We start from the raw sequence: 21964 nt of genomic DNA on the forward strand, positions 1-21964 counted from the left end.
GCGTGGCCACCTTTTCCTCTGTCCAGCAGACAGGCCTTGGCATGAACAACCTGATAACGCGGCGGTAGATAACGAGATGACCGACAATGTAACCGAAAAACAAAAAGAGGTTATCGACTATATCCTCGGGAAAATTAAAGAAAAAAAACTGCAACCCGGCGATAAACTGGACACTGAAATCGCTATCACCAAGGCGCTGAATATTACCCGCGCTACGGTGCGTGAAGCGACGCGTATCTTGATTGATCAACGGCGAATATATCGCATCAAGGGTTCGGGTATCTTCATTGGCTCTATCGGTAAAAATAATCAGTCGGGACGATTCCACACGCTGTCCCCATTTGACTATCAGACCCAGAAAGGGGGCCATCGCGCCGGCCGTAAAGTGATTTCCGCCAGTATTGTGACCGTGCCTGACGCTGCAATGGCGCAGGCCTTAAGGATAAAAAACAGCGATCAGGTGTATAAAATTTTGCGCCTAATGAGTTTCGACGATATTCCCGTTTCTCTAGAATATATTCACTTCCCGGTGTCATTGTTCAAATCCATTGAATTCAAGGAGCTGGAGAATTCAAAATATTCTTATATCGAGCGCATCACCGGCAAGAAGGTCTACAAACGCGATCAGAATTTCCATGCCTTTAACGCCACCGATGCCGAGATGATGAAATATATGAATATCGCTAACAATGCCGCCATGATGGAGCTTTACGAGGTCGTTTATCTCGACGACGGCACGCCGTTTGAAGTGAATATCGCCATTGTTAACACCAACATGCTGCACTTGAGCCAGGTCTCTGTGCGGGAAGAATGACGATGCTTATCATGGGCTCGGCGCCCGAGCGTGCTATCGCTCCGACGCCCGGGCGTGAGAGCACCTTTACCCGATAGCGCGTGGCTGGCCGGCGGACCGGCGGCGTCATTTTTTTCTCTAACGCGTTATTCTCACTGGGCAATGTTTGCCTGCGGGCCCACTGATGAAACCGCCGTTTCCGCCAGCAGGATCGCGGTTAATTCCTCAGGTCTGTCCAGCATGATAGCGTGGCAGCACGCCAGCGCGTGTGCCTTCCATTGCGGATCGTCTTTGACGCGGGCGTAGGTCGATGCCAACCAATCACCGCCGTTGGCGGTGGCAAAGATATAGGTACGCTGGGCCAGCGGCTGCGGTACCGACATGGCATCGACCCAGGGGGCATCAGACGCGTTCACGTTAAATAACGCCGCCGTGTTCATTGGCCTGGTCAAGAAAAGCGTGCGCAATGTCCGCCCCCGTGATGCTAAAAAGAGACTGACCGGCCTGGGGCGCATAAGCGTCAATGTAGCAGAGCGAACGGATCCGCTCGCCGATGGCGTTGGCGACGCCCGTAATGACCGTCCCTCCATAGGAGTGGCCGCACAGTATCGCCTCGGTAATGTTTTCATAGTTGAATACGTTGATGATGTCCTGAATGTGCGTATCCAGATTAATGCCGCAATGGACTAAATGCGCGCGTTCGCCGAGACCGGTTAACGTCGGCGTAAAGACCTCGTGACCGGCCGCGCGCAGTTGACGGGCGACCCGCGCGTATACCCAGGCGCCCTGATAAGCACCGTGGACGAGAACGAAATTTGCCACTTTTTTACTCCTTGATGGATTGATAGGGGTTTTGCCGGCCGGGATGGTGTCGGCGTTAGCGACGACGGCGTAGGCCCGATAGCGGCAGCAAAGGCGACAGGCCGTTACTTGCCCGCGGACGATCGGCGGCGCAAGATCGCTGCCAGCGCAGGCCCCGCCAGGAGAAGGGCTATCCCGGCGGTGACGAGGCAGGCGCTTATCATCTCCCCCGACGTGAGCGTTTGCCCCACCACCAAGACCTCAAGCCCCAGCGTGACGACGGGCATCAACGCGGGCAAGCTCGTTGCCGCTACCGAGCCCAACAGCTCCGCCGAACGGTTAAAGGCATACACCGCGACGGTGGTGACCAGAAAGCCCTGGAAGAAGACCTGCAAAAGAAGATCCGGTAACGACGTCGCCGCGATCTGTTTCGGCAACGCCACGGCGTAAACGGGCAGGTAAAGCACGGCGGAACCCACGGCGACCAGGGCGGTGGCGCTGAGCGCCGGCAGGCGTGTGGCGCGGATAACGGCGGCATATCCCGCCCACATCACCCCGGTCGCCATTAACACCATATGCCCGGCGCTAATGCCCCCTCCCGTCAAGACAAACCCGCTAACGCCGAGGGCGGTCAGCGCGATGCCTGTACGGCGCGCCGGGGTGAGGGGTTGGCGCTCGCTGACTCGGGCAATAATGATCGCGGCTATCGCCATGACGCCCGGGTTGAGGGCGCCCGTGGCGGCGGCGGGGGCCGTCTTGACCGCCAGCGATAACATCAGGACATAGGGCGCACCGAATAATGCGATCAGCACAGGAGCAGGGATCCAGCCGGGAGAATGAACGCTGAAGCCTTGCCGGAGGATGACCGGCAGCAGGATCGCCGCCGCTACCCCGAACCGCAGGGCGGTCAGATCATAGGCCGTCAGCCCGGTGGAGACGCCCAGGCGCAACAGGATAAGTGAGCCAGACCAGATGAAGATTGCCGTGGCGGCCCATAACAGGCCGGGGAAAATGTGTCGCGATGTAGATGCCATAGCCGTGCTTGTCGGTGGTCCATTGGTTGACAAAAGGGTAAGGGGCGATCAAGGATTAGTAAAACGAGATTAAATCGCCTAATGAATCAGGAAAACTCAACGATGGACGACGTCGTACCTATGCGCACCCTGAATCTTGATGTGTTGCGCAGTTTTGTCGCGATTCACGACACCGGCTCATTTCGGCAGGCGGCGGCGAGCGTTCACCTATCGCCCTCGGCGGTCAGCCTGCAAATTGGCAAGCTTGAAGAGCAGTTGAGCCAGAGATTGCTTGAGCGCAATGCGCGGCGGGTGGAACTGACTGAGCAAGGCGATGTGCTGCTGTACCAAGCCCGTAAACTGCTGTCTCTTAACGACGAGACCGTGGCTCTGTTTCGCGGATCCACGCTCACGGGGGGGGGTTGGTGCTGGCGGCAGCCCACGATTTGGGTATCTCACTGGTGCCGGGCCTGTTGCGGCGGCTGGCGGAGCGTTATCCGCGCATCCGCGTCGACGTTCGGCTTGGCGCATCGTCGGACGTCCAGCGAGGTTTTTCGGCGGGGCAGAGCAATGTGTTGCTGTTTAATGATGTGGGCGAACCCGCTTTTCCTTCGCAAAAAATCTGGTCCGAACCGCTGGTGTGGCTGATGGCGCGCGGCGGGCGCGCTTCCTCCCATGATCCCCTGCCGCTAGCCGTGGCGACGACGGGCTGCGCCTGGCGCGAGGTTGCTCTGAAGGCATTAAACGCATCGGGACGGACATACCGCATCGCTTACGGTAGCGATACGCCCATGGGACAGGCCGCCGCGCTGCGCGCCGATCTTGCCGTGGCCGCACTGCCGCTGTCCTTATCGCTGGCGCATAACGAGCTGATCGAGGTGCCGGACACGGCACGGCTGCCCGCGCTGCCGCAGACCCATATCCGCATATCCCATGATCACAGCGAGCTGGCAAGCGCGGTAGTGGCGATGGCGGTGGAGCTCGCGAGGACCCGGCAGTTGCCCGTTACGGATCCCGCCAGCGCGGGATAAACGCTTCGGGGTAATTATCGCGACGCCTGTCGGTTTCCCGAATCGCCGTTGATAAACGCTTTTGGCAACATAAAGTTCCATATAAAAGTTGTTTTGTTAACTGAGTGGCGAGCGTGGCGCCGCGCGTGGCCGGTGATTTACAGCCTTGCATGCCGATTACGGTGCGAAATGACGCTAAAAAGGAGTCGCATTGACAATTAATGGGAATGTGATTATATAACCCGTTATGTAACTACGGGAGACCACGCATTGATATTCTTTCGCAGCATCCTTACGCTTTCCTCGGCAGCCGCCTCAAGCACTTGGCCGAGCAGTTGCAAACCGACGCCAGTCTGCTTGCCGAACAGACCGGTACCTATGTGACGCCCGGGCTTTTTCCCATATTGGCGTTACTTGAAGGTAAATCCCATCTCACCGTGGGGGAGCTGTCGCGGGCAATTAACATTAGCCAACCCGCCATGACCAAAAGCGTCGCCAAACTGGCGGAAGCCGGCCTGGTTTCAATAAGGAAGGATGATGCCGATAAACGGCAATCGCTGATCGGCGACGTGCCCGGATCCTTCATTGATCAGATCGAGGCCTTGGAGCATCGCTTGGCCGAACAGTCGCTGACCGAGCGGGCCGCGCGCCGCCGCGCCCTCGACCTGCGGCCGGCGGCGGAGGCGGATGTATCGGCCGTAGTATCGCTGCTGAACCGGGCCTATCGCGGCCATGGCGCGGAGGCGGGCTGGACAACGGAAGCCGGTCTCATTGACGGCGAGCGGATAAGCGAGGCGACGCTGCGCCAGGAAATACAGGACAAGCCCCATGCGACGCTTCTGGTCTGGCAACCGAAAGATCAGATTGAAGGTTGCGTCTGGCTGGAACCGGGCGCCGAGGATACGTGGTACCTCGGTTCGCTGGCGATCGCGCCACAGCGGCAGAATCAGCAATTCGGCCGCCTACTTTTGGCCGCGGCGGAAGGCTGGATCCTGGTACGCGGCGGCCGTACGGTGAAAATGACGGTCATAGAGGCGCGCGACACCCTGCTCGACTGGTACGAGCGTCGCGGCTATCGTCGCACCGGTGAGACTGAACCTTTTCCCGTCTCCGACACGCGGTTCGGCATTCCGACGCAGCCCGGGCTAACCTTTGCCGTTCTGACAAAAACCCTCGTGCAATGACCGCGCCAACGACCGGGCGGATCAGTACGGCGCGGCGTGACAGGGGAGGTGACGGCAGCGGGCAGATCAGCTTCGATGGCTCATCAGGAGAGAGGCCGCGGTCGCGGGCCGGTTTGCCCGGCGCATTGCAACGCGCCGCGGCCACGCCAGAGAAAATACCCACGCCTGACGATGTGTGGCGACCCGGCGATAGGGTTGTTTGACCTGTTTAGGCTTCTCATCGGTGAAATGCGTTTTCAGGCGTAGGGTGATGGGCTCTAAACGGCTTGACGAAGGTCCGTCTTTGCTGCCGGGGGAACGCCGCCCTGAGCGCCTGGGTGAATCATCTGATTTTGACCGTTTGTTTTCTTGCCGCCGGCACGAGCACATGCATAGGGCGTGACGGGCCGTCATAATCAGGCAGCACTCTGACCAAATTGCCCTTACTGATTTCATCTTTCAGCACGTTCTCCGGGCCAAGCGTGACCCCATACCCGGCGACCGCCGCCTGCATCAGGGCTTTCCAATCGTTCGATCTAAATCGGCCTTCGGGTCTCACTTCCTCTTGCCGGCCCTCTTGGGAAAAAAACCAGCGACAGGGTAGGGATGCCGACCAGAATCCGTAGACCAGACAGTCATGATGATGGAGATCGGCCGGTATTTGGGGAGATCCTCGCCGAGCAAGATAGGCGGGGGAGGCGCAGGCGATGATCTTATACGGCAAAGCGGCCAGGCCACCATGGCGCTGTCCGTCAGCTCGCCTATCCGAATAATGACTTCAACGTTTTCCTCGGCGGGATTGACGATGCGATCGCTTAACGTCAATTCAACCTCAACCTCGGGATAATCGCCGAGATAACGCGTGATGAAAGGCGAAAGCGCATGGGTGCCGAACGTCACGGGCGCATTCACCCGGATAATGCCGGCGGGGGTGGCTTTCATGTCCAGTACAATGGCATCCGCTTCTTCCACCTCGGTGAGGACAATTTGGCAACGACCGTAATACATGCGTCCAAATATCCGTCAGGTGTTGACGACGGGTGGTGCGGTGGATCAAGGGCGTACCGAGGTGGGACTCAAGCGTCGCGACATGGTTGGCGACCATTTGCGGTGAGAGCCCCATGGCCTCGGCCACGGCGGCAAAAGACCCCAGTTGGGCGGCTTTGACAAAAATTCGCATACTAACCAGCCTATCCACTATTCGCTCCTCCCGGTTGTGATTAAAACAATATTATTGCGATTTATCTTTATTTTGGAGTGAATCATAGTAGGTGCTCAAAACGGGTCATGTTAACGAGGTGAAAAATGAATATCGGGATCATCGGTGCAGGATTTGTTGGCCGGGCCATCGCGAAGCTGGCGATCGGCCAGGGGCATCGCGTTATGCTGAGTAATTCACGCGGACCACGGACGCTTTTTAGCCTGCGTGCCATGCTAGGCTGCGACACAGGCACGGTGGAGCAGGCTGCTGGCTTCGGCGATGTCAACGTTATTGCGGTGCCGCTGTCCGCGCTGGGTTCGCTGCCGGTGGCTCACCTTAAAGGAAAATGGATTTTCGACGCAGTCAATTATTATCCCGAACGGGATGGGAAAGTGGCGGCGCTGGAGGACCGGCAGACAACGACCAGCGAGCTTTTGGCCAGCTATTTACCTGAGGCGAAAATCATCAAGGCGTTCAATGCTATTCCCATGACGGATCTCGAAAGCGACGGCCTGCCGACAGGTGCGCCGGCGCTTTGTTGAATAAATCCGAAATTTGTGACGACTTCCTCCCTATCAGGGCGATTGTTACATGATGCGGACGCTGTTTGGCATTCCTAACAGCGTGATCCGGTTAAGCGCTTTGACCATTGCCATAGCCTCACCTACCTGCGCGTCATAGTCATGCAGACTCAGATGACCACCCAGAAGTGTTTTAAACCGGAACATGGCCGTTTCAGCCAGTGAACGCCGGTGATAACCTACTTTCTTTTTCCAGGTATCGTTATTGCCGCTCAGATGCTGATTTGCCATCGCATGGTTACGCTCATGGTATCGAGCTGGCCAATATTGCGCACCACTTCGCGGTGGGATAAGCGGCTTTATTTTTTTCCTCAGCAGAGCATCATGACAGTAACGCGTATCGTAAGCACTGTCAGCCGACGCTTCCCTAATTTTCCGCTGGGTTTGGTTAATCAGCCCGGGCAGCGCCTGTGCATCTATCGTACCGCTTAGCGATAAATCGGCACAGATAATTTCATGTGTCGCGCTATCTACTGCCAGATGAAGCTTGCGCCATACTCTGCGCCTCTCAGCCCCATGCTGCCTGACTTTCCATTCGCCTTCGCCGAAGATTTTCAGGCCGGTGCCATAGATGACCAGGTGTGAGATTTCGCCGCGGGTTGGCGTTTTTATGCTGATGTCGACGGTTTTTGCTCGCCGGCTGACCAGAGAGTAATCTGGGCAGCGCAGCGACAGCCCCATCAGTTTAAAAATCGCGTCAACGAAACCCTGTAACGCCCGGAGCGAAAGGTTAAACACGCGCTTTATCATCAGAACCGTGGTAATGGCCATATCGGTGTAGTGAAGCGGCCGGCCACGATGTTCAGGTGGTGTACTCTCAGTCCATGCAGCAATGGCTGACTCACCAAGCCATACTGTCAGGTCCCCCCGCTGCCTGAGCGCATTGTTGTATGCGGGCCAGTTGGTGATTTTAAACTTTTGCTTTGCCATGGGGACCTGATGTTGAAACGAATGTAGTGATCAGAGCCGCCAGTCACCTAAAAGTTCGATTTATTCAACAAAGCCGTGCGCCGGATCGGCGCGCATTACCCCTGGCAGGGGATGAAGAAGAAGGTAAAAGGCTTGCCGAATCGCTTTACGACGCCTTCGGCTTTGACACCGTTGATGCCGGCCCGCTGTCCGAAGGGTGGCGTTTTGAACGGGGAATGCCGTCGTATTGTGTGCCCTTGACCAAAGAGGCGCTTCAAGCGGCGTTAATGGCGGCCAAAAGGGATGAATGATGTAAATAAATGAGATCAATAATAAATAGGCGCAGTTAAGCTATGCCGACTGAGGTTGTTTCAATAGAAGGACACTATGGTTTTAGTAAGATGCTGGTTCATACGCTGTCCAAAGATGCTCGGAAATTCCATCTGAAGGTGGGGTTTGAACCTTTATCAATTTACTAGGAAATGTGATGGAGACTTTCAACGAGTTGAAAGCGAATTCACTATAAAATCGTTTAACTATCGTCATAAGTAATTTGTAGAGATAGTTTGCCTGTTAACTGTGGTTTTTACTGGCTTTGTTGAATAAATCGAACTTTTAGGTGACTGGCGGCTCTGATCACTACATTCGTTTCAACATCAGGTCCCCATGGCAAAGCAAAAGTTTAAAATCACCAACTGGCCCGCATATAACAATGCGCTCAGGCAGCGGGGGGACCTGACAGTATGGCTTGATGAGTCAGCCATTGCTGCATGGACTGAGAGTACACCACCTGAACATCGTGGCCGGCCGCTTCACTACACCGATATGGCCATTACCACGGTTCTGATGATAAAGCGCGTGTTTAACCTTTCGCTCCGGGCGTTACAGGGTTTCGTTGACTCGATTTTTAAACTGATGGGGCTGTCGCTGCGCTGCCCAGATTACTCTCTGGTCAGCCGGCGAGCAAAAACTGTCGACATCAGCATAAAAACGCCAACCCGCGGCGAAATCTCACACCTGGTCATCGATGGCACCGGCCTGAAAATCTTCGGCGAAGGCGAATGGAAAGTCAGGCAGCATGGGGCTGAGAGGCGCAGAGTATGGCGCAAGCTTCATCTGGCAGTAGATAGCGCGACACATGAAATTATCTGTGCCGATTTATCGCTAAGCGGTACGACAGATGCGCAGGCGCTGCCCGGGCTGATTAACCAAACCCACCGGAAAATCAGGGAAGCGTCGGCTGACAGTGCTTACGATACGCGTTACTGTCATGATGCTCTGCTGAGGAAAAAAATAAAGCCGCTTATCCCACCGCGAAGTGGTGCGCAATATTGGCCAGCTCGATACCATGAGCGTAACCATGCGGTGGCAAATCAGCATCTGAGCGGCAATAACGATACCTGGAAAAAGAAAGTAGGTTATCACCGGCGTTCACTGGCTGAAACGGCCATGTTCCGGTTTAAAATACTTCTGGGTGGTCATCTGAGTCTGCATGACTATGACGCGCAGGTAGGTGAGGCTATGGCAATGGTCAAAGCGCTTAACCGGATCACGTTGTTAGGAATGCCAAACAGCGTCCGCATCATGTAACAATCGCCCTGATAGGGAGGAAGTCGTCAAAAATTTCGGATTTATTCAACAAAGCGGTTTTTACTCTCACATGACGGTAGGAAAGCCCTAATCGAAAATCATTAACGGCAGAGCTTTAACCAAAAAAATGCTACATTAATTAATCGTATCATGATCTGTTACGTGTGCGCGTCTTTGCATATCGTTCAGGGCAGGAAGGAGTAAGCTAATGGCAGTTAACCCATGTCCCAACTGACATAAACTCTCAGGCGTAGATTCGCATATGTCGTTAACTGCTAAGGCAACAAGTGCATCGCCGATAAAATTTAGACAGTAACAAAGTCCGGCACACGTATCGTCGCAGTATTCTGCGACCAACAAAAAATTCGTCATCCACCATGCTTGAGAGATCTAAATGAGCAAGCGCAGCATTCATGGCGGAATAAAGACACTCGCAATCCGGCAGAGATTGGTAATGCGTTCCCGTGTTACTATCTATGTCAGCCATAGCATTAATCTCCTTAATGTTGTGGTCAGAAGTCCGGTTAGTGTTCCTAGCATTGCCGGACTTTGCTTTTTACAGTCGCTTTGTTGAATAAATCCGAAATTTGTGACGACTTCCTCCCTATCAGGGCGATTGTTACATGATACGGACGCTGTTTGGCATTCCTAACAGCGTGATCCGGTTAAGCGCTTTGACGACCCTGTACACGATTCTGTGTAAATGCCTTTTCTCAGAAGTGACCGTCCAGGCGGTCACCGAACTCGATAATAAAGCGGCTCATTGCCATGCGCCAGTCCCTCAAAGGCATTGTCCATTTCTGTGAGGCCGCCTGTATCGCCAGCCACACCACCTTTTTCACTGCGTCGTCGGTCGGGAACACCTTGCGCTTTTTGATGGCATGCCGGATCACGCTGTTTAACGACTCGATGGCGTTGGTCGTGTAGATCACCTTGCGGATGTCCGTTGGGTAGGCAAAGAACGTGGCCAGATTGGCCCAGTTTGCCTGCCAGCTTCGACTTATTTGCGGGTAGCGGATGTCCCAGGCACTGGAGAACGCTTCCAGCGCCTGCAAGCCGGCTTCTTCCGTAGGGGCCTGATAGATAGCTTTCAGGTCGCGGGTGACGGCCTTGTAGTCCTTCCAGGAGACGAACCGCAGGCTGTTGCGCACCATATGCACGATACACAGCTGGAGCCGCGCCTCCGGATACACCGCGTTAATAGCGTCAGGGAAACCTTTCAGCCCGTCTACGCAGGCGATAAGGATATCGTTCAGGCCGCGGTTTTTCAGCTCTGTCAGCACGTTCAGTCAGAACTTTGCGCCTTCATTTTCGGCCAGCCACATACCTAGCAACTCTTTCTGGCCTTCGATGTTGATGCCCAGCGCCAGGAACACAGATTTGTTAATGATGCGGCTGTCCTGCCGGACTTTTAGAACGATACAGTCAAGATAAACAATGGGATAGACTGCATCCAGAGGCCGGTTTTGCCATTCAACAACCTGCTCCATGACCGCATCGGTGACCTTTGAGACCAGCGCCGGCGAGACATCGGCGTCATACAGCTCTTTGAACGCGGCGGCGATCTCGCGGGTGGTCATCCCTTTGGCGTACAACGATAAAATCTGGTTATCCATCCCGGTAATCCGGGTCTGGTTCTTCTTCACCAGTTGCGGTTCAAAGGAACCGTCACGATCGCGCGGAGTACGCAGCGCCAGCGGGCCATCGCCAGTGGTAACGGTTTTTGTGGAATAGCCGTTGCGGGCGTTGGTCCCCGGTTTAGGCTGATTTTTATCGTAGCCGAGGTGATGGGTCATTTCGGCATTGAGAGCTGCTTCGACGCTGATTTTTTTCAGCAGCCGATCGAAGTGACTGAGATCTTCAGGGGTTTTGAGATTTTTGGCCAGTTCGTTAGCCAGAGCCTGCAACTGTTTTTCGTCCATAAATTAACCTGTTTTTGATGTTGGATTGAACATATCAAAATCAGGCAAATACACAAATTTCTAAACAGGCTCGCTTTGACCATTGCCATAGCCTCACCTACCTGCGCGTCATAGTCATGCAGACTCAGATGACCACCCAGAAGTGTTTTAAACCGGAACATGGCCGTTTCAGCCAGTGAACGCCGGTGATAACCTACTTTCTTTTTCCAGGTATCGTTATTGCCGCTCAGATGCTGATTTGCCACCGCATGGTTACGCTCATGGTATCGAGCTGGCCAATATTGCGCACCACTTCGCGGTGGGATAAGCGGCTTTATTTTTTTCCTCAGCAGAGCATCATGACAGTAACGCGTATCGTAAGCACTGTCAGCCGACGCTTCCCTGATTTTCCGGTGGGTTTGGTTAATCAGCCCGGGCAACGCCTGCGCATCTGTCGTACCGCTTAGCGATAAATCGGCACAGATAATTTCATGTGTCGCGCTATCTACTGCCAGATGAAGCTTGCGCCATACTCTGCGCCTCTCAGCCCCATGCTGCCTGACTTTCCATTCGCCTTCGCCGAAGATTTTCAGGCCGGTGCCATCGATGACCAGGTGTGAGATTTCGCCGCGGGTTGGCGTTTTTATGCTGATGTCGACGGTTTTTGCTCGCCGGCTGACCAGAGAGTAATCTGGGCAGCGCAGCGACAGCCCCATCAGTTTAAAAATCGCGTCAACGAAACCCTGTAACGCCCGGAGCGAAAGGTTAAACACGCGCTTTATCATCAGAACCGTGGTAATGGCCATATCGGTGTAGTGAAGCGGCCGGCCACGATGTTCAGGTGGTGTACTCTCAGTCCATGCAGCAATGGCTGACTCATCAAGCCATACTGTCATGTCCCCCCGCTGCCTGAGCGCATTGTTGTATGCGGGCCAGTTGGTGATTTTAAACTTTTGCTTTGCCATGGGGACCTGATGTGGAAACGAATGTAGTGATCAGAGCCGCCAGTCACCTAAAAGTTCGATTTATTCAACAAAGCCTTTTACAGTTGCAAAATGGCATGTAATTGCGATGTAAATACATTCACACCATATGAGGATTTTGGAATTACAATATCAATCACAAAGTTGAAAACAGACCAGTATCAAATACGACTTTCCCACGAGCTGCGAGCGCAGTTAGAAGAACAAGTCCACAAAGACGGTGACAAAACACTGGCTACATGGATAAAACGTGTGCGACGCAAAGAACTTCAGACACGAGGAATTGAGCCTAAAGGTTAGACGGTGATTGGTGTCAGTTAGTTTTGTTGGTTGAAGGTGCTATGTGCAGGGAGGGGCGAAGTTGTTAACAGCTAAAACGAGCCCGTACCGGATTCTGTGTAAATGCCTTTTCTCATAAGTGACCGTCCAGGCGGTCACCGAACTCGATAATAAAGCGGCTCATTGCCATGCGCCAGTCCCTCAAAGGCATTGTCCATTTCTGTGAGGCCGCCTGTATCGCCAGCCACACCACCTTTTTCACTGCGTCGTCGGTCGGGAACACCTTGCGCTTTTTGATGGCATGCCGGATCACGCTGTTTAACGACTCGATGGCGTTGGTCGTGTAGATCACCTTGCGGATGTCCGTTGGGTAGGCAAAGAACGTGGCCAGATTGGCCCAGTTTGCCTGCCAGCTTCGACTTATTTGCGGGTAGCGGATGTCCCAGGCACTGGAGAACGCTTCCAGCGCCTGCAAGCCGGCTTCTTCCGTAGGGGCCTGATAGATAGCTTTCAGGTCGCGGGTGACGGCCTTGTAGTCTTTCCAGGAGACGAACCGCAGGCTGTTGCGCACCATATGCGCGATACACAGCTGGAGCCGCGCCTCCGGATACACCGCGTTAATAGCGTCAGAGAAACCTTTCAGCCCGTCTACGCAGGCGATAAGGATATCGTTCAGGCCGCGGTTTTTCAGCTCTGTCAGCACGTTCAGCCAGAACTTTGCGCCTTCATTTTCGGCCAGCCACATACCTAGCAACTCTTTCTGGCCTTCGATGTTGATGCCCAGCGCCAGGAACACAGATTTGTTGATGATGCGGCTGTCCTGCCGGACTTTTAGAACGATACAGTCAAGATAAACAATGGGATAGACTGCATCCAGAGGCCGGTTTTGCCATTCGACAACCTGCTCCATGACCGCATCGGTGACCTTTGAGACCAGCGCCGGCGAGACATCGGCGTCATACAGCTCTTTGAACGCGGCGGCGATCTCGCGGGTGGTCATCCCTTTAGCGTACAACGATAAAATCTGGTTATCCATCCCGGTAATCCGGGTCTGGTTCTTCTTCATCAGTTGAGGTTCAAAGGAATCGTCACGATCGCGCGGAGTACGCAGCGCCAGCAGGCCATCGCCAGTGGTAACGGTTTTTGTGGAATAGCCGTTGCGGGCGTTGGTCCCCAGTTTAGGCTGATTTTTATCGTAGCCGAGGGTGATGGGTCATTTCGGCATTGAGAGCTGCTTCGACGCTGATTTTTTTCAGTAGCCGATCGAAGTGACTGAGATCTTCAGAGGTTTTGAGATTTTTGGCCAGTTCGTTAGCCAGAGCCTGCAACTGTTTTTCGTCCATAAATTAACCTGTTTTTGATGTTGGATTGAACATATCAAAATCAGGCAAATACACAAATTTCTAAACAGGCTCGCTAAAACATATAACAGACTAATCAATTGTGAAGTTTTCGCTCTTTATAGATAACCCCACATTTAAAAATCTGGTGCCACATCTCCTTAAAAATTGACGTCGAAATAATCTACAAATTACTACATCGTCCTTCACAAAGGCTTCCTTGTATTCGCCCTTTTACATATGCGGTACACATGCCGAAGCGTTCTTAACCGGTGATTATTGGCTCAATGACATCATTTTATACGTAAGGATAAACTCAATACGGTATGCCTTACCAATATTTTATGGCCGTAAGCTTTGGTTTCGTGTCATAAATAAGATATTCAGCGTTTATTGGTTGTGCAATCATTGGCTCGTTGAACGCATGAGCGGCATGCAAAACAAATAGTGATTTGCCGTAAATTCTTTAATCTGTCTCGATCAGGCTCCTGCTGCTGTGACACTGGTAGTGAACAGCCTAGGCATGATGAACCACTGGTATCATCATAAAAGCTGCCTAACGGCAGTGAACTTTGAAATCTTTCGATCCAAACGTTGCCATAATTTCTAAGCTGCCGCGAAGGCAGTCAACTTTATGCCGGCATTTAATGTCCATCATACAGATTTTAGCTGCCGCATAATGAGTGAACGCGAGCCATTGTCGCAGGTTGGATGAGACTAAAGCTCCCTCATCTTCCTGTGTCCATTTAGCCAGGGTGACCAGGGTAGCACTCGTTTTTCTTTGCGACCTGCTGGACTCGGCAGCCGGTCTCCTGCAATTTGAGCGTCCAGCTTTCAGGCAGGTTCTGGTCGGTGATGACGTCCATTTCATCATTCAGACGCGCGACTTTATAGGTAGAGCGCTGGCCAAATTTGCTGGAATCCACCAGCAGGGTGACTTTGGTCGCGCGAGACAGCATTTTTTCGTTAAGACGCGCTTCCTCTTCGTCCTGAGTATAAACACAATTATCCTCGGCAATAGCGCCGGCTCCCATAAACAGCTGCTCGAAGCGCAGGCGGTCAAGGGCGGCCTCCGCCAGGCTACCGACCATGGAAGCGTTTTCCGGCCGCAGCCGGCCGCCTAGCAAGGTAATTTTCAGTTCACCGACATCCATGAGCAACTGGGCAAGCGTCACACAATTGGTGAAAATGGACAACGGCAGAGGATTCAAGCGGATCCGGCGCGCCAATTGCAATACGGTGGTGCCGGCATCCAGGAAAATGGCGCTACCGGGCTTTAGCCGCGCAAAGGCCGCTTCGGCAATATAGCGTTTAGCCGCCAGGTTATGCTGTTCGCGGATGGCGAATGCGACTTCGCCGCCGGCATCTTCAGCTATTTGCGCACCGCCATGGTTACGAGAGATGAACCCCTGCTGTTCCAGCACCAAAAGATCTCGGCGGATGATGGCCGGGGATGCGCTAACCGCGTAGGCGATCTCCTGAATGGTGCTATAGCCGCTTTTGTACAAACGCTGCCGTATGGCAGAAAAGCGATCGTTTTTCACTGTCATGCAAAGGCCTTTACCGGCATCGTGGCGAGCGCGATGTGACTAAAGGCAGTCCATTACCTGATTAATAATGCGTAATTGATCGCGGTTGCCAGATGATTTTACTCATTAATGGACGGCAAACATGCCAGAAAAAAACCAGACTGGCAATCGTATTTGGCTGAGCGCGGGTCGCCGCGGCTCAATTTATCTTTTCCGGCAACACCCGCAAGCCGGAACCGGTTTCAAACAGATGCTCACAATGCGGTTTCGGCATCAGGAACACGGGCTCTCCCGGGCGCAGGTTACGGCGTTCGCGCAGCACCATGCAAAAGGGGGTGTCACTAAGTTCTTTGGCGCTTAGCATCACGATGGTTTCCGACCCGGTGGGCTCAACCACGGTCACCTGTGCTTCGATACCGGTATCGGCCGGCATGAGATGCTCGGGACGGATGCCAAACATCACCGGCCCCCCGTCGCGCTGGGGATAGCGACGAGAAAGCGGCACAACCGCACCGTCGCCAAAACGGATCTCACCTCCATCGTTTTGCAGTATACCGGACAGGAAATTCATTGCCGGCGAGCCGAGAAAGCCGGCAACAAACTGATTGGCGGGAAAGTCATACAGCGATAGGGGATCGCCCGCCTGCTCGATGACGCCGTCGCGCATTACCACCACCAGGTCGCCCATGGCCACGCGTTGGCGCTGGCCGCCGGAAAGCTGGCGCGGGTAGCGCGACAACAGCGACGATAACCCCAGACTTTGGGCGACCTGCTCGACGCGCTGGTTGATTTCCGCCGCCCGGACATTGCGCAGCTTAAGAGAGAAAGCCATGTTATCCCGCACCGTCATGTGGGGGTAGAGCGCATAGTTTTGAAACACCATAGCAATATCGCGCTCTTTGGGCGGTAAATCGTTTACCACCTGTTCGTTGATGGCGATGTGGCCGCTGCTGATCTCTTCCAGCCCGGCAATCATGCGCAATAACGTCGATTTGCTGCAGCCGGAAGGGCCGACCAATACCGCAAACTGGCCGTCCTCGATGTCCAGATCGATCCCCCGCAGTACCTGCGCGGCGCCGTAGGTTTTTTGCAGTTCGCGAATTTTCACTGTCGACATGCCGGATCCGCTGCTTAGTTGAAGGTGGGTAACTGGGTGCCGTGGGCGGCGATCATCTCATCCACCAGCGCCACAATCTGATCCGGCGACAGCTCAGCCGCCGTGTGGGGGTCGACCATGGCGGATTGGTAAATATAATGCTTTTTGCCGGTAAGTGCCGCCAGTACGGTGAGTTCCTGCACGTTGATGCTCATGCGTATCACTGCGGCCAGCTCGGCCGGGATCTTGCCCACGGCGATGGGTTGAACACAGTTACGGTCCACGTGACAGGGTACTTCGACGACGCAGTTGTCGGGCAGGTTTTTTATCAGGCCGTTATTGCGTACATTGCCATAAATGACTCTGGACTGGCCGGTCACCATCGAGTGCAGAATGCCGGCTGCATATTCATCATTCCGACAGACTTCAATGGGCGTGTCGTCTTCTAATTGCTTACGCAGGCTGTACCAGCCTGCCATCCGCGTTTCGCAGCGGCGCGGGTATTCATCCTGCGGGATATTGAGTTCGCTGAGCAACTGCGGGTGACCGCTTTTAATGTATCACGGGACATATTCGGAGAAGTGTTCGCTGGATTCGGTAACGAAGTAACCGAAGCGTTGCAACATATCAAAGCGTACGCGATCGTCTTCGGGCACCCGACCGCTGGCGGCCAGGGCCTGCAAGCGCGGGTAGAGGTCTTCCCGATCGCCATTGGCCCGGCGTTTGGCATACTTCAGAAAGAAGGCGACGTGATTGATGCCGGCGGAGAGATAGTCAATATCTTCTATCTTTTCTTCCAGGCAATCCGCCAAATGCTGCGCGGTATGCTACATGCTGTGGCACAGGCCGACCATATTGATTTGTGGCGCCAGCGCGCTGATGGCCCAGCAGTTTATCGCCATGGGGTTGACATAATTAAGCAACAGCGCGTCGGGACAGAGCTCCGCCATGTCGTCGCAAATGGATTTGATTACCGGGATGGTCCGCAGCGCACGGAAAATACCGTCGATCCCCAGCGTGTCGCCAATGGTTTGGCGCAGGCCGAATCGGGTGGGTATTTCAAAGTTGATAACGGTGGAGGGGCGATAACCGCCCACCTGCATCATCAGAAACACAAAATGCGCGCCTTTAAGCGCGGCGCGCCGGTCCAGGGTAGCCTCCACTTTGACGTCAGGCAGTGAAAGCGCTTCGCAAATACGGCGCGTCACGATCTCCGATGTGCGCAACCGGTCGCTGTCGATATCCTGCAAGTTGATGGTGCAGTAACCGAACTTGGGGTTGCTTAGGATATTCTGTGCGAAGCCGGTACTGCCGGCGCCGATAAGGGTAATCTTGCTCAAGATCTTTCTCCTCTAAAAGCGATGATTATTACTTGCCCGCACCGGCCATCAGCCCGCGCATCAGGTAACGGTTGAGGAATATCACCACCGCGGCGGGGAGGATCATCGCTAATACCCCCGCGGCGTTGATAAGCCCATAATCGATATAGTTCTTGGTGGCGAATTCGGGGATAAGGACGGTCAGGGGTTTGGTATCGATGGTCGGCGCAAACACCAACGGCACCGAGAATTGCCCCCAGGCGCCGAGAAAAGTGAGGATCGCGGTGGCGATAAGCCCCGGCGCCGCGAGGGGCAGCACAATGCGGACCAGGGTATACAGACGGCCCGCGCCATCGATCCAGGCGGCCTCTTCGACGGAAACCGGCAGCGACTCATATACGCTGCGCATCAGCCACATGGCCAGCGGCAGAAATGCCGAGACGTAAATCAGAATGATACCGGTATAGGTGTCCACCAGACCCAGGCTCACCATCAGCCGGTACAGCGGGATAAGCACCGTATAGCCGGGCACCGCCATGGTGGATATTATGAGGATAAACACTAGGTTGCGCCCTGGGAAGCGCAGACGTACCGCCGCATAGGCGGAGAACGCCTCGGCGGCCACGGTAATTAAGGTCGCCCCCAGCGCCAGGACCGCACTATTGACCATCGAGCGGGAAAAATCGCGCCAGATATCGTTATCGATCACGCCGAACAGGCCGCCGAGCAATTTTTTATAATGTTCCAGGGTCAGCACGGGCGGCACCAGACTTATCGGACTGGTGGCAAGATCGGTCGGCTGCATCAGGCTGGTGGCTAGGGACCAGTAGAGAGGACCCAGCGTCCAGACCATCAATACACACAGGCCCAGCCAAAAGGCTAACCGGCGTGGAAAAGAGAGGTTCATTAGTCATACCTCGTGGCGCGATACACACGACGCACATACACCGCCGAGACGATAATCGATACCAGCATCACGGTGATCGACATCGCCATCGCCATCCCGTAGGAGAAATTAAGATTCTGAAATGCCGTCATATAGATCTGCGACTGTATCGGGTGGGTGGCCGCGCTGGAGCCGGTCAGGATCCACGCTTCGTCGAACAGGTTAAAAGCGGTGATCGTCGACTGCGTTAGCGCGATACTGAAGGCGCCGCCTATCAGGGGCAGGGTGATCATGCGAAAAGTGCGCAGCGGGCTGGCGCCGTCGACTTTTGCCGCCTCGTACAGCTCGTTGGGGATGGTTTGCAGCGCGGCCAGGATGATCACCGCATTGAGCGGCATCATGCGCCAAACGTGCACCAGCACGATAAGAAACAGCGCGGTGGCGCGATCGTTAAGCCAGACGTGACTCTGCTCGATAAGCCCCGTTTTCAGCAATAGCCCATTGAGCAAACCGTAATGCGGATTGTAAATCCACGACCAGATAATGGCGTTGACCACCGGCGGTAACGCCCAGGGCAGGATCACTGCGGCCAGCAGCCAGCGCCGACCGGTTTTGACCTTGTTCAACAGCAGCGCGGCACCCAGCCCGCCAAGGATTTCAATCACCACCGCCAAAATGACGTAAATCCAGGTGTTGATCCACGCCGAATGCACTTGGCCGTCTTTGAACATCTGAACGTAATTTTTGATGCCCACAAACGGGGTGCCCGGTAGCATGGGATTGACCCGGTGAAAGCTTTCCCATAAGGTCACGACAAAGGGGACGAACACCAGCGCCAGCATCAGCACCACGACCGGCGACGATAGCGCCAGGCCCAGCGCCGCCTCACCCCCCCAATAATCGGCGGAGTTGGCTTTTTCGGGACGGCTTTGCCGCAACGTTCGCTTCGATACTCATCGCCATTGCGTATCCTCCGCCCGAAAATTAATTGCCCGACATCGCGTTTTGCGCGGCTTCAGCGATGGTCTTGTTCGCCTCATCGACGCTTATCTGGCCTTTAGCCAGGGCATTGATGGCGGAGGCGGCGCCGTTACTGAAGGCGGGATACCAGGGCGGCGTGCCGCCGGCGAACAGCGGACCGATACCGCTTATTTGGGCGAGAATCGCTTCTCCGCTGAGCAGCTTGCCTTCTTTATTTAGCGCGGCCAGCGCCGGTGTGCTGGTAGGCAAAGTCCTCGCCTCGGTGTAAATCAGGCTTTGGTGCTGTGGGTCCATCATCCAGTTGATGAACGCCTGGGCCGCCGGTTGCTGTTTTGCCGCTTTGGGGATCGCCAGCGCCTCCGGCAGGCCATAGGTCCGGCTCTTGCCGGTAATATTCGGCACCACCGCCGCCAACGCGTCGCCGGCCACTTTCGATTGAGTTTTGTCGTTATAGGTGGCCAGCGGACCCGGCCCGTCGGACAAGATAATGCTGCTATCGCCGGCCTTGAACATAGTGCGGACTTCTTCATTGCAGTAATTGGCGGCGGCGGGGTCGATAAGCCCTGCGTCCATGGCTTGCTTGATAAAAGCCAACGCCTGATAGCCGCCGGAATGCTTATCGGTAAACGCCGGCTTCATATCTGCGGTGAACAGATCGCCAATGTGCATCATGGTTAACAAAAACCAGGCGGTGGACGTCGCCTCGCCTACGCTCAACGGCAGGCCGAAGGGGTATTTCACACCCGCCTTTTCTTTTAGCGCCTTGCCGTCGGCCAGCGATTGATCGAGGGTCGCGGGCGGCTCGGTAATTCCCGCTTTGGCAAACTGCGCTTTGTTGTACACCATCATTTTGAAATCGTTATTGTACGGCGCGCCCAGCAGTTTTCCCTGGTATTGGAAAATAGGCGTGATAGCAATATTTTTCAGCCGCGCGGCGTCAAGCTTACCGTCGAGAGGCGCCAGCCAGGCGGCGGCGCCGAACTGGCCCACCCACGACCAGTCCAGTTCGATAACATCCGCCGGCGCTGTGCCGGCAACCAGCGCGGTAACGATGCGGGTGCGCAACTGATCCCAGGCCAGGGTTTGCTGATCGACATGGATACCGGTTTCCTGTTCAAAACGTTTGATTTGATCCGGCGGATATCCCGGGCTTGGCAGCAAGACGGTGATGGTTTTACCGCTCAGCGCACCGCTGTCGGCAGCGCTGGCGGCGGACAGCCCGCCTGGGGACGTTGCCATCAAGGCCAGCAATGCCGTTGCGAGGAGCGATTTCATGACTCTGGTTTTTATGCGCTTCATCGAACACTCCAAAAAATAATGGCCGTTATTCATCGCCCGCATATGCTTTGCTGGGCAATGCCGACGAAACATTTTTAATGAGTGACGTAATGCGTTTTCATCCTTGCGGCAATATTAATCATAGTCAATATTATTTTTGATTTTTTGTGATTATTTGCAGAGAGAAATGAACAACAATGTTGATTTTTTCCAGCGGGCGCGCGCTTTTGTCCACCGTGAAAAGAGCCATATGAAATAGTTATTGTTGTTGATTAAGCTGCCGGGCAAGCCGATCGATCCAGCCGTCATCCACTTGCCAACCTGCCTGAAGCGCGGCGGCGCGGGCGGCCGACCAACGCTCTCACTGACGGCGTTGCGCATTAGCGGACTGTTAAATACCCCGCCGGCGTAGCTCCAGCGCGGAGGACCGGGCAAATCAAGCCGCCCCCAGGCCGCCAGCAGAGCTGCTTCGCCAGCTGAGCGGCGGCTTGGTGCAGTAGCGTTTGCGCTGCGACGTCCCCCGCTTCGGCCAGCGCCGCCACCGGGCGCGCCAGGCTGGTAACGCGCTCGCGTCGTTGCATGCCGAGACCAAAAAACCAGGTAATCAGTTGATCTGGAACGATGTCGAAATGCTGACAGAGGGTCTGGCAAAGGGCGGGGGCGTCAGTCCGCCCGTCCAGATGCCGGCATACTGCGGTAATGGCCTGTAGGCCAATCCAATAAGCGCTACCTTCATCGCCAATGTCCTCACCCCATCCCCCTACGCGGAAATGGGGATCCCGGGGACGGTTACGGCTACTCCAGGCCATCGAGCCAGTGCCGGCGAGGATCAGCACGCCGGCTTCGCCTCCCAAGGCGCCGTCGAAGGCGATGCGTACGTCATTATCAACCTGCGCCGGCACGCTGATTAACCGCGTGATGACCTGTTCCTGCCGTCGGGAGTCCTCTTCCATTTCGTCGTGGCGCGGCAGACCGAACGAGGCCGCCGCCAGCCGGGGCAGCAGGGGGGCTGCCTGTCGGAGCAGATGGGCAAGGGCCGTGTCCCAATGGGGATCCGCGGCCGGGTCGAGGGTTTTTCCTTGCCAATACCCTGCCAGGTCGCCCTGCCTATCCGCCAGCGCCAATAAGGTTTTGGTGCCGCCGATGTCCACGCCCATTACCAAATTCATTGGAAACTCCCGCCTAACGCTGTGAGGTCGCAGGCATTGCGGAGCCCTGCGCGCGAAGATGACTAATTGAGGCCATAGTGTCATAAAAAATGCAATATCTGATTTATTTTGGAAAGCTTTATAGCGTCCGTCTCAATGGGGC

The 21964-nt window shown here is 55.0% G+C and carries 16 protein-coding genes and 8 pseudogenes; 7 read left to right on the forward strand and 17 right to left on the reverse strand.

The annotated features are described in order from the left end of the window. Window positions 1–76 precede the first annotated feature (76 nt). Window positions 77–814 carry a GntR family transcriptional regulator gene (locus tag SOPEG_RS20595; RefSeq protein WP_025246752.1) on the forward strand — a complete coding sequence of 246 codons (738 nt, stop codon included), beginning with the start codon at window positions 77–79 and terminating at the stop codon, window positions 812–814. 131 nt (window positions 815–945) lie between these two features. Here the strand turns inward: SOPEG_RS20595 and SOPEG_RS28950 are convergent, their stop codons facing one another. The 3 genes from SOPEG_RS28950 to SOPEG_RS20610 form a co-directional block, all read right to left on the reverse strand. Beyond that, window positions 946–1209, reverse strand: coding sequence for a hypothetical protein (locus SOPEG_RS28950; RefSeq protein ID WP_200867839.1), 264 nt, complete (start codon window positions 1207–1209; stop codon window positions 946–948). 1 nt (window position 1210) lies between these two features. Beyond that, window positions 1211–1615 (reverse strand): alpha/beta fold hydrolase, encoded by a 405-nt coding sequence (locus SOPEG_RS28955; RefSeq protein ID WP_200867840.1) that lies wholly within the window; start codon window positions 1613–1615, stop codon window positions 1211–1213. A 104-nt stretch (window positions 1616–1719) separates the two neighbouring features. Continuing rightward, a complete protein-coding gene (locus tag SOPEG_RS20610; RefSeq protein WP_025246753.1) occupies window positions 1720–2628 on the reverse strand; it encodes a DMT family transporter in 909 nt (302 codons plus the stop codon). 120 nt (window positions 2629–2748) lie between these two features. On the opposite strand from SOPEG_RS20610, the pseudogene SOPEG_RS31060 reads away from it, so the two are divergent. From SOPEG_RS31060 to SOPEG_RS20620, 3 genes and pseudogenes are all read left to right on the forward strand, one after another. After that, window positions 2749–2928, forward strand: a pseudogene (locus SOPEG_RS31060) (helix-turn-helix domain-containing protein); the annotation flags it as partial. Between the two features lie 104 nt (window positions 2929–3032). Then, window positions 3033–3638 (forward strand): LysR substrate-binding domain-containing protein, encoded by a 606-nt coding sequence (locus SOPEG_RS28960; protein ID WP_236851852.1) that lies wholly within the window; start codon window positions 3033–3035, stop codon window positions 3636–3638. 302 nt (window positions 3639–3940) lie between these two features. Further along, the gene (locus SOPEG_RS20620) at window positions 3941–4801 is read left to right on the forward strand and encodes a bifunctional helix-turn-helix transcriptional regulator/GNAT family N-acetyltransferase (protein ID WP_200867841.1); all 861 of its coding nucleotides are present in this window, start codon (window positions 3941–3943) and stop codon (window positions 4799–4801) included. Between the two features lie 322 nt (window positions 4802–5123). Here the strand turns inward: SOPEG_RS20620 and SOPEG_RS20625 are convergent. After that, window positions 5124–5978, reverse strand: a pseudogene (locus SOPEG_RS20625) (LysR family transcriptional regulator). A 107-nt stretch (window positions 5979–6085) separates the two neighbouring features. Between SOPEG_RS20625 and SOPEG_RS20630 the strand changes: the two are divergent. Then, window positions 6086–6508, forward strand: a pseudogene (locus tag SOPEG_RS20630) (NADPH-dependent F420 reductase); the annotation flags it as partial. Between the two features lie 60 nt (window positions 6509–6568). On the opposite strand, the gene SOPEG_RS20635 reads toward SOPEG_RS20630, so the two are convergent. Continuing rightward, window positions 6569–7492 carry an IS5 family transposase gene (locus SOPEG_RS20635; protein ID WP_025246756.1) on the reverse strand — a complete coding sequence of 308 codons (924 nt, stop codon included), beginning with the start codon at window positions 7490–7492 and terminating at the stop codon, window positions 6569–6571. Between the two features lie 83 nt (window positions 7493–7575). Between SOPEG_RS20635 and SOPEG_RS20640 the strand changes: the two are divergent. Together SOPEG_RS20640 and SOPEG_RS20645 are read left to right on the forward strand one after the other, a co-directional pair. Then, window positions 7576–7782: pseudogene (locus SOPEG_RS20640) on the forward strand (NADP oxidoreductase); the annotation flags it as partial. A 355-nt stretch (window positions 7783–8137) separates the two neighbouring features. Continuing rightward, the gene (locus tag SOPEG_RS20645; protein ID WP_025243834.1) at window positions 8138–9061 is read left to right on the forward strand and encodes an IS5-like element ISSoEn1 family transposase; all 924 of its coding nucleotides are present in this window, start codon (window positions 8138–8140) and stop codon (window positions 9059–9061) included. Between the two features lie 713 nt (window positions 9062–9774). Here the strand turns inward: SOPEG_RS20645 and SOPEG_RS23545 are convergent. The 12 genes and pseudogenes from SOPEG_RS23545 to SOPEG_RS20700 form a co-directional block, all read right to left on the reverse strand. Then, window positions 9775–10983: pseudogene (locus SOPEG_RS23545) on the reverse strand (IS256-like element ISSoEn2 family transposase). Window positions 10984–11054: 71 nt separating this feature from the next. Further along, window positions 11055–11927 (reverse strand): annotated as a pseudogene (locus SOPEG_RS20660) (IS5-like element ISSoEn1 family transposase); the annotation flags it as partial. 430 nt (window positions 11928–12357) lie between these two features. Continuing rightward, a pseudogene (locus SOPEG_RS23550) lies at window positions 12358–13567 on the reverse strand (IS256 family transposase). A gap of 743 nt (window positions 13568–14310) precedes the next feature. Continuing rightward, complete coding sequence (locus SOPEG_RS20670) at window positions 14311–15114, reverse strand: DeoR/GlpR family DNA-binding transcription regulator (protein WP_038469162.1); 804 nt, start codon at window positions 15112–15114, stop codon at window positions 14311–14313. A 178-nt stretch (window positions 15115–15292) separates the two neighbouring features. Beyond that, window positions 15293–16210, reverse strand: coding sequence for an ABC transporter ATP-binding protein (locus SOPEG_RS20675; protein ID WP_025246762.1), 918 nt, complete (start codon window positions 16208–16210; stop codon window positions 15293–15295). 14 nt (window positions 16211–16224) lie between these two features. Further along, window positions 16225–17001 (reverse strand): annotated as a pseudogene (locus SOPEG_RS30110) (family 4 glycosyl hydrolase). A 15-nt stretch (window positions 17002–17016) separates the two neighbouring features. Continuing rightward, window positions 17017–17529 (reverse strand): family 4 glycosyl hydrolase, encoded by a 513-nt coding sequence (locus SOPEG_RS30115; protein ID WP_236851579.1) that lies wholly within the window; start codon window positions 17527–17529, stop codon window positions 17017–17019. 28 nt (window positions 17530–17557) lie between these two features. Continuing rightward, complete coding sequence (locus SOPEG_RS20685; protein WP_200867842.1) at window positions 17558–18313, reverse strand: carbohydrate ABC transporter permease; 756 nt, start codon at window positions 18311–18313, stop codon at window positions 17558–17560. Window positions 18314–18414: 101 nt separating this feature from the next. Then, window positions 18415–19236, reverse strand: coding sequence for a carbohydrate ABC transporter permease (locus SOPEG_RS20690; protein WP_081743133.1), 822 nt, complete (start codon window positions 19234–19236; stop codon window positions 18415–18417). 142 nt (window positions 19237–19378) lie between these two features. Beyond that, on the reverse strand, window positions 19379–20707 hold the full coding sequence (locus SOPEG_RS20695) for an ABC transporter substrate-binding protein (RefSeq protein WP_025246765.1): 1329 nt from the start codon (window positions 20705–20707) through the stop codon (window positions 19379–19381). Window positions 20708–20824: 117 nt separating this feature from the next. Continuing rightward, on the reverse strand, window positions 20825–21034 hold the full coding sequence (locus SOPEG_RS28050) for a hypothetical protein (RefSeq protein ID WP_148297153.1): 210 nt from the start codon (window positions 21032–21034) through the stop codon (window positions 20825–20827). After that, window positions 21034–21822, reverse strand: coding sequence for a BadF/BadG/BcrA/BcrD ATPase family protein (locus SOPEG_RS20700; protein ID WP_025246766.1), 789 nt, complete (start codon window positions 21820–21822; stop codon window positions 21034–21036). Before SOPEG_RS20700 ends, SOPEG_RS28050 begins: the two co-directional genes overlap by 1 nt. Between the last annotated feature and the right edge of the window lie 142 nt (window positions 21823–21964).

This window comes from Candidatus Sodalis pierantonius str. SOPE, from assembly GCF_000517405.1.
In the GTDB taxonomy this organism is placed as follows: domain Bacteria; phylum Pseudomonadota; class Gammaproteobacteria; order Enterobacterales; family Enterobacteriaceae; genus Sodalis_C; species Sodalis_C pierantonii.

Excerpts from the sequence above, each read along its gene's own strand:
- SOPEG_RS20690 (WP_081743133.1), bottom strand. The coding sequence starts at position 19,236 with ATGCTGGCGCTGGTGTTCGTCCCCTTTGTCGTGACCTTATGGGAAAGC.
- SOPEG_RS20670 (WP_038469162.1), bottom strand. The coding sequence starts at position 15,114 with ATGACAGTGAAAAACGATCGCTTTTCTGCCATACGGCAGCGTTTGTAC.
- SOPEG_RS20610 (WP_025246753.1), bottom strand. The coding sequence starts at position 2,628 with ATGGCATCTACATCGCGACACATTTTCCCCGGCCTGTTATGGGCCGCC.
- SOPEG_RS20700 (WP_025246766.1), bottom strand. The coding sequence starts at position 21,822 with ATGAATTTGGTAATGGGCGTGGACATCGGCGGCACCAAAACCTTATTG.
- SOPEG_RS20595 (WP_025246752.1), top strand. The coding sequence starts at position 77 with ATGACCGACAATGTAACCGAAAAACAAAAAGAGGTTATCGACTATATC.
- SOPEG_RS20685 (WP_200867842.1), bottom strand. The coding sequence starts at position 18,313 with ATGCAGCCGACCGATCTTGCCACCAGTCCGATAAGTCTGGTGCCGCCC.
- SOPEG_RS20675 (WP_025246762.1), bottom strand. The coding sequence starts at position 16,210 with ATGTCGACAGTGAAAATTCGCGAACTGCAAAAAACCTACGGCGCCGCG.
- SOPEG_RS28050 (WP_148297153.1), bottom strand. The coding sequence starts at position 21,034 with ATGCGCAACGCCGTCAGTGAGAGCGTTGGTCGGCCGCCCGCGCCGCCG.
- SOPEG_RS20695 (WP_025246765.1), bottom strand. The coding sequence starts at position 20,707 with ATGAATAACGGCCATTATTTTTTGGAGTGTTCGATGAAGCGCATAAAA.
- SOPEG_RS20635 (WP_025246756.1), bottom strand. The coding sequence starts at position 7,492 with ATGGCAAAGCAAAAGTTTAAAATCACCAACTGGCCCGCATACAACAAT.
- SOPEG_RS20645 (WP_025243834.1), top strand. The coding sequence starts at position 8,138 with ATGGCAAAGCAAAAGTTTAAAATCACCAACTGGCCCGCATATAACAAT.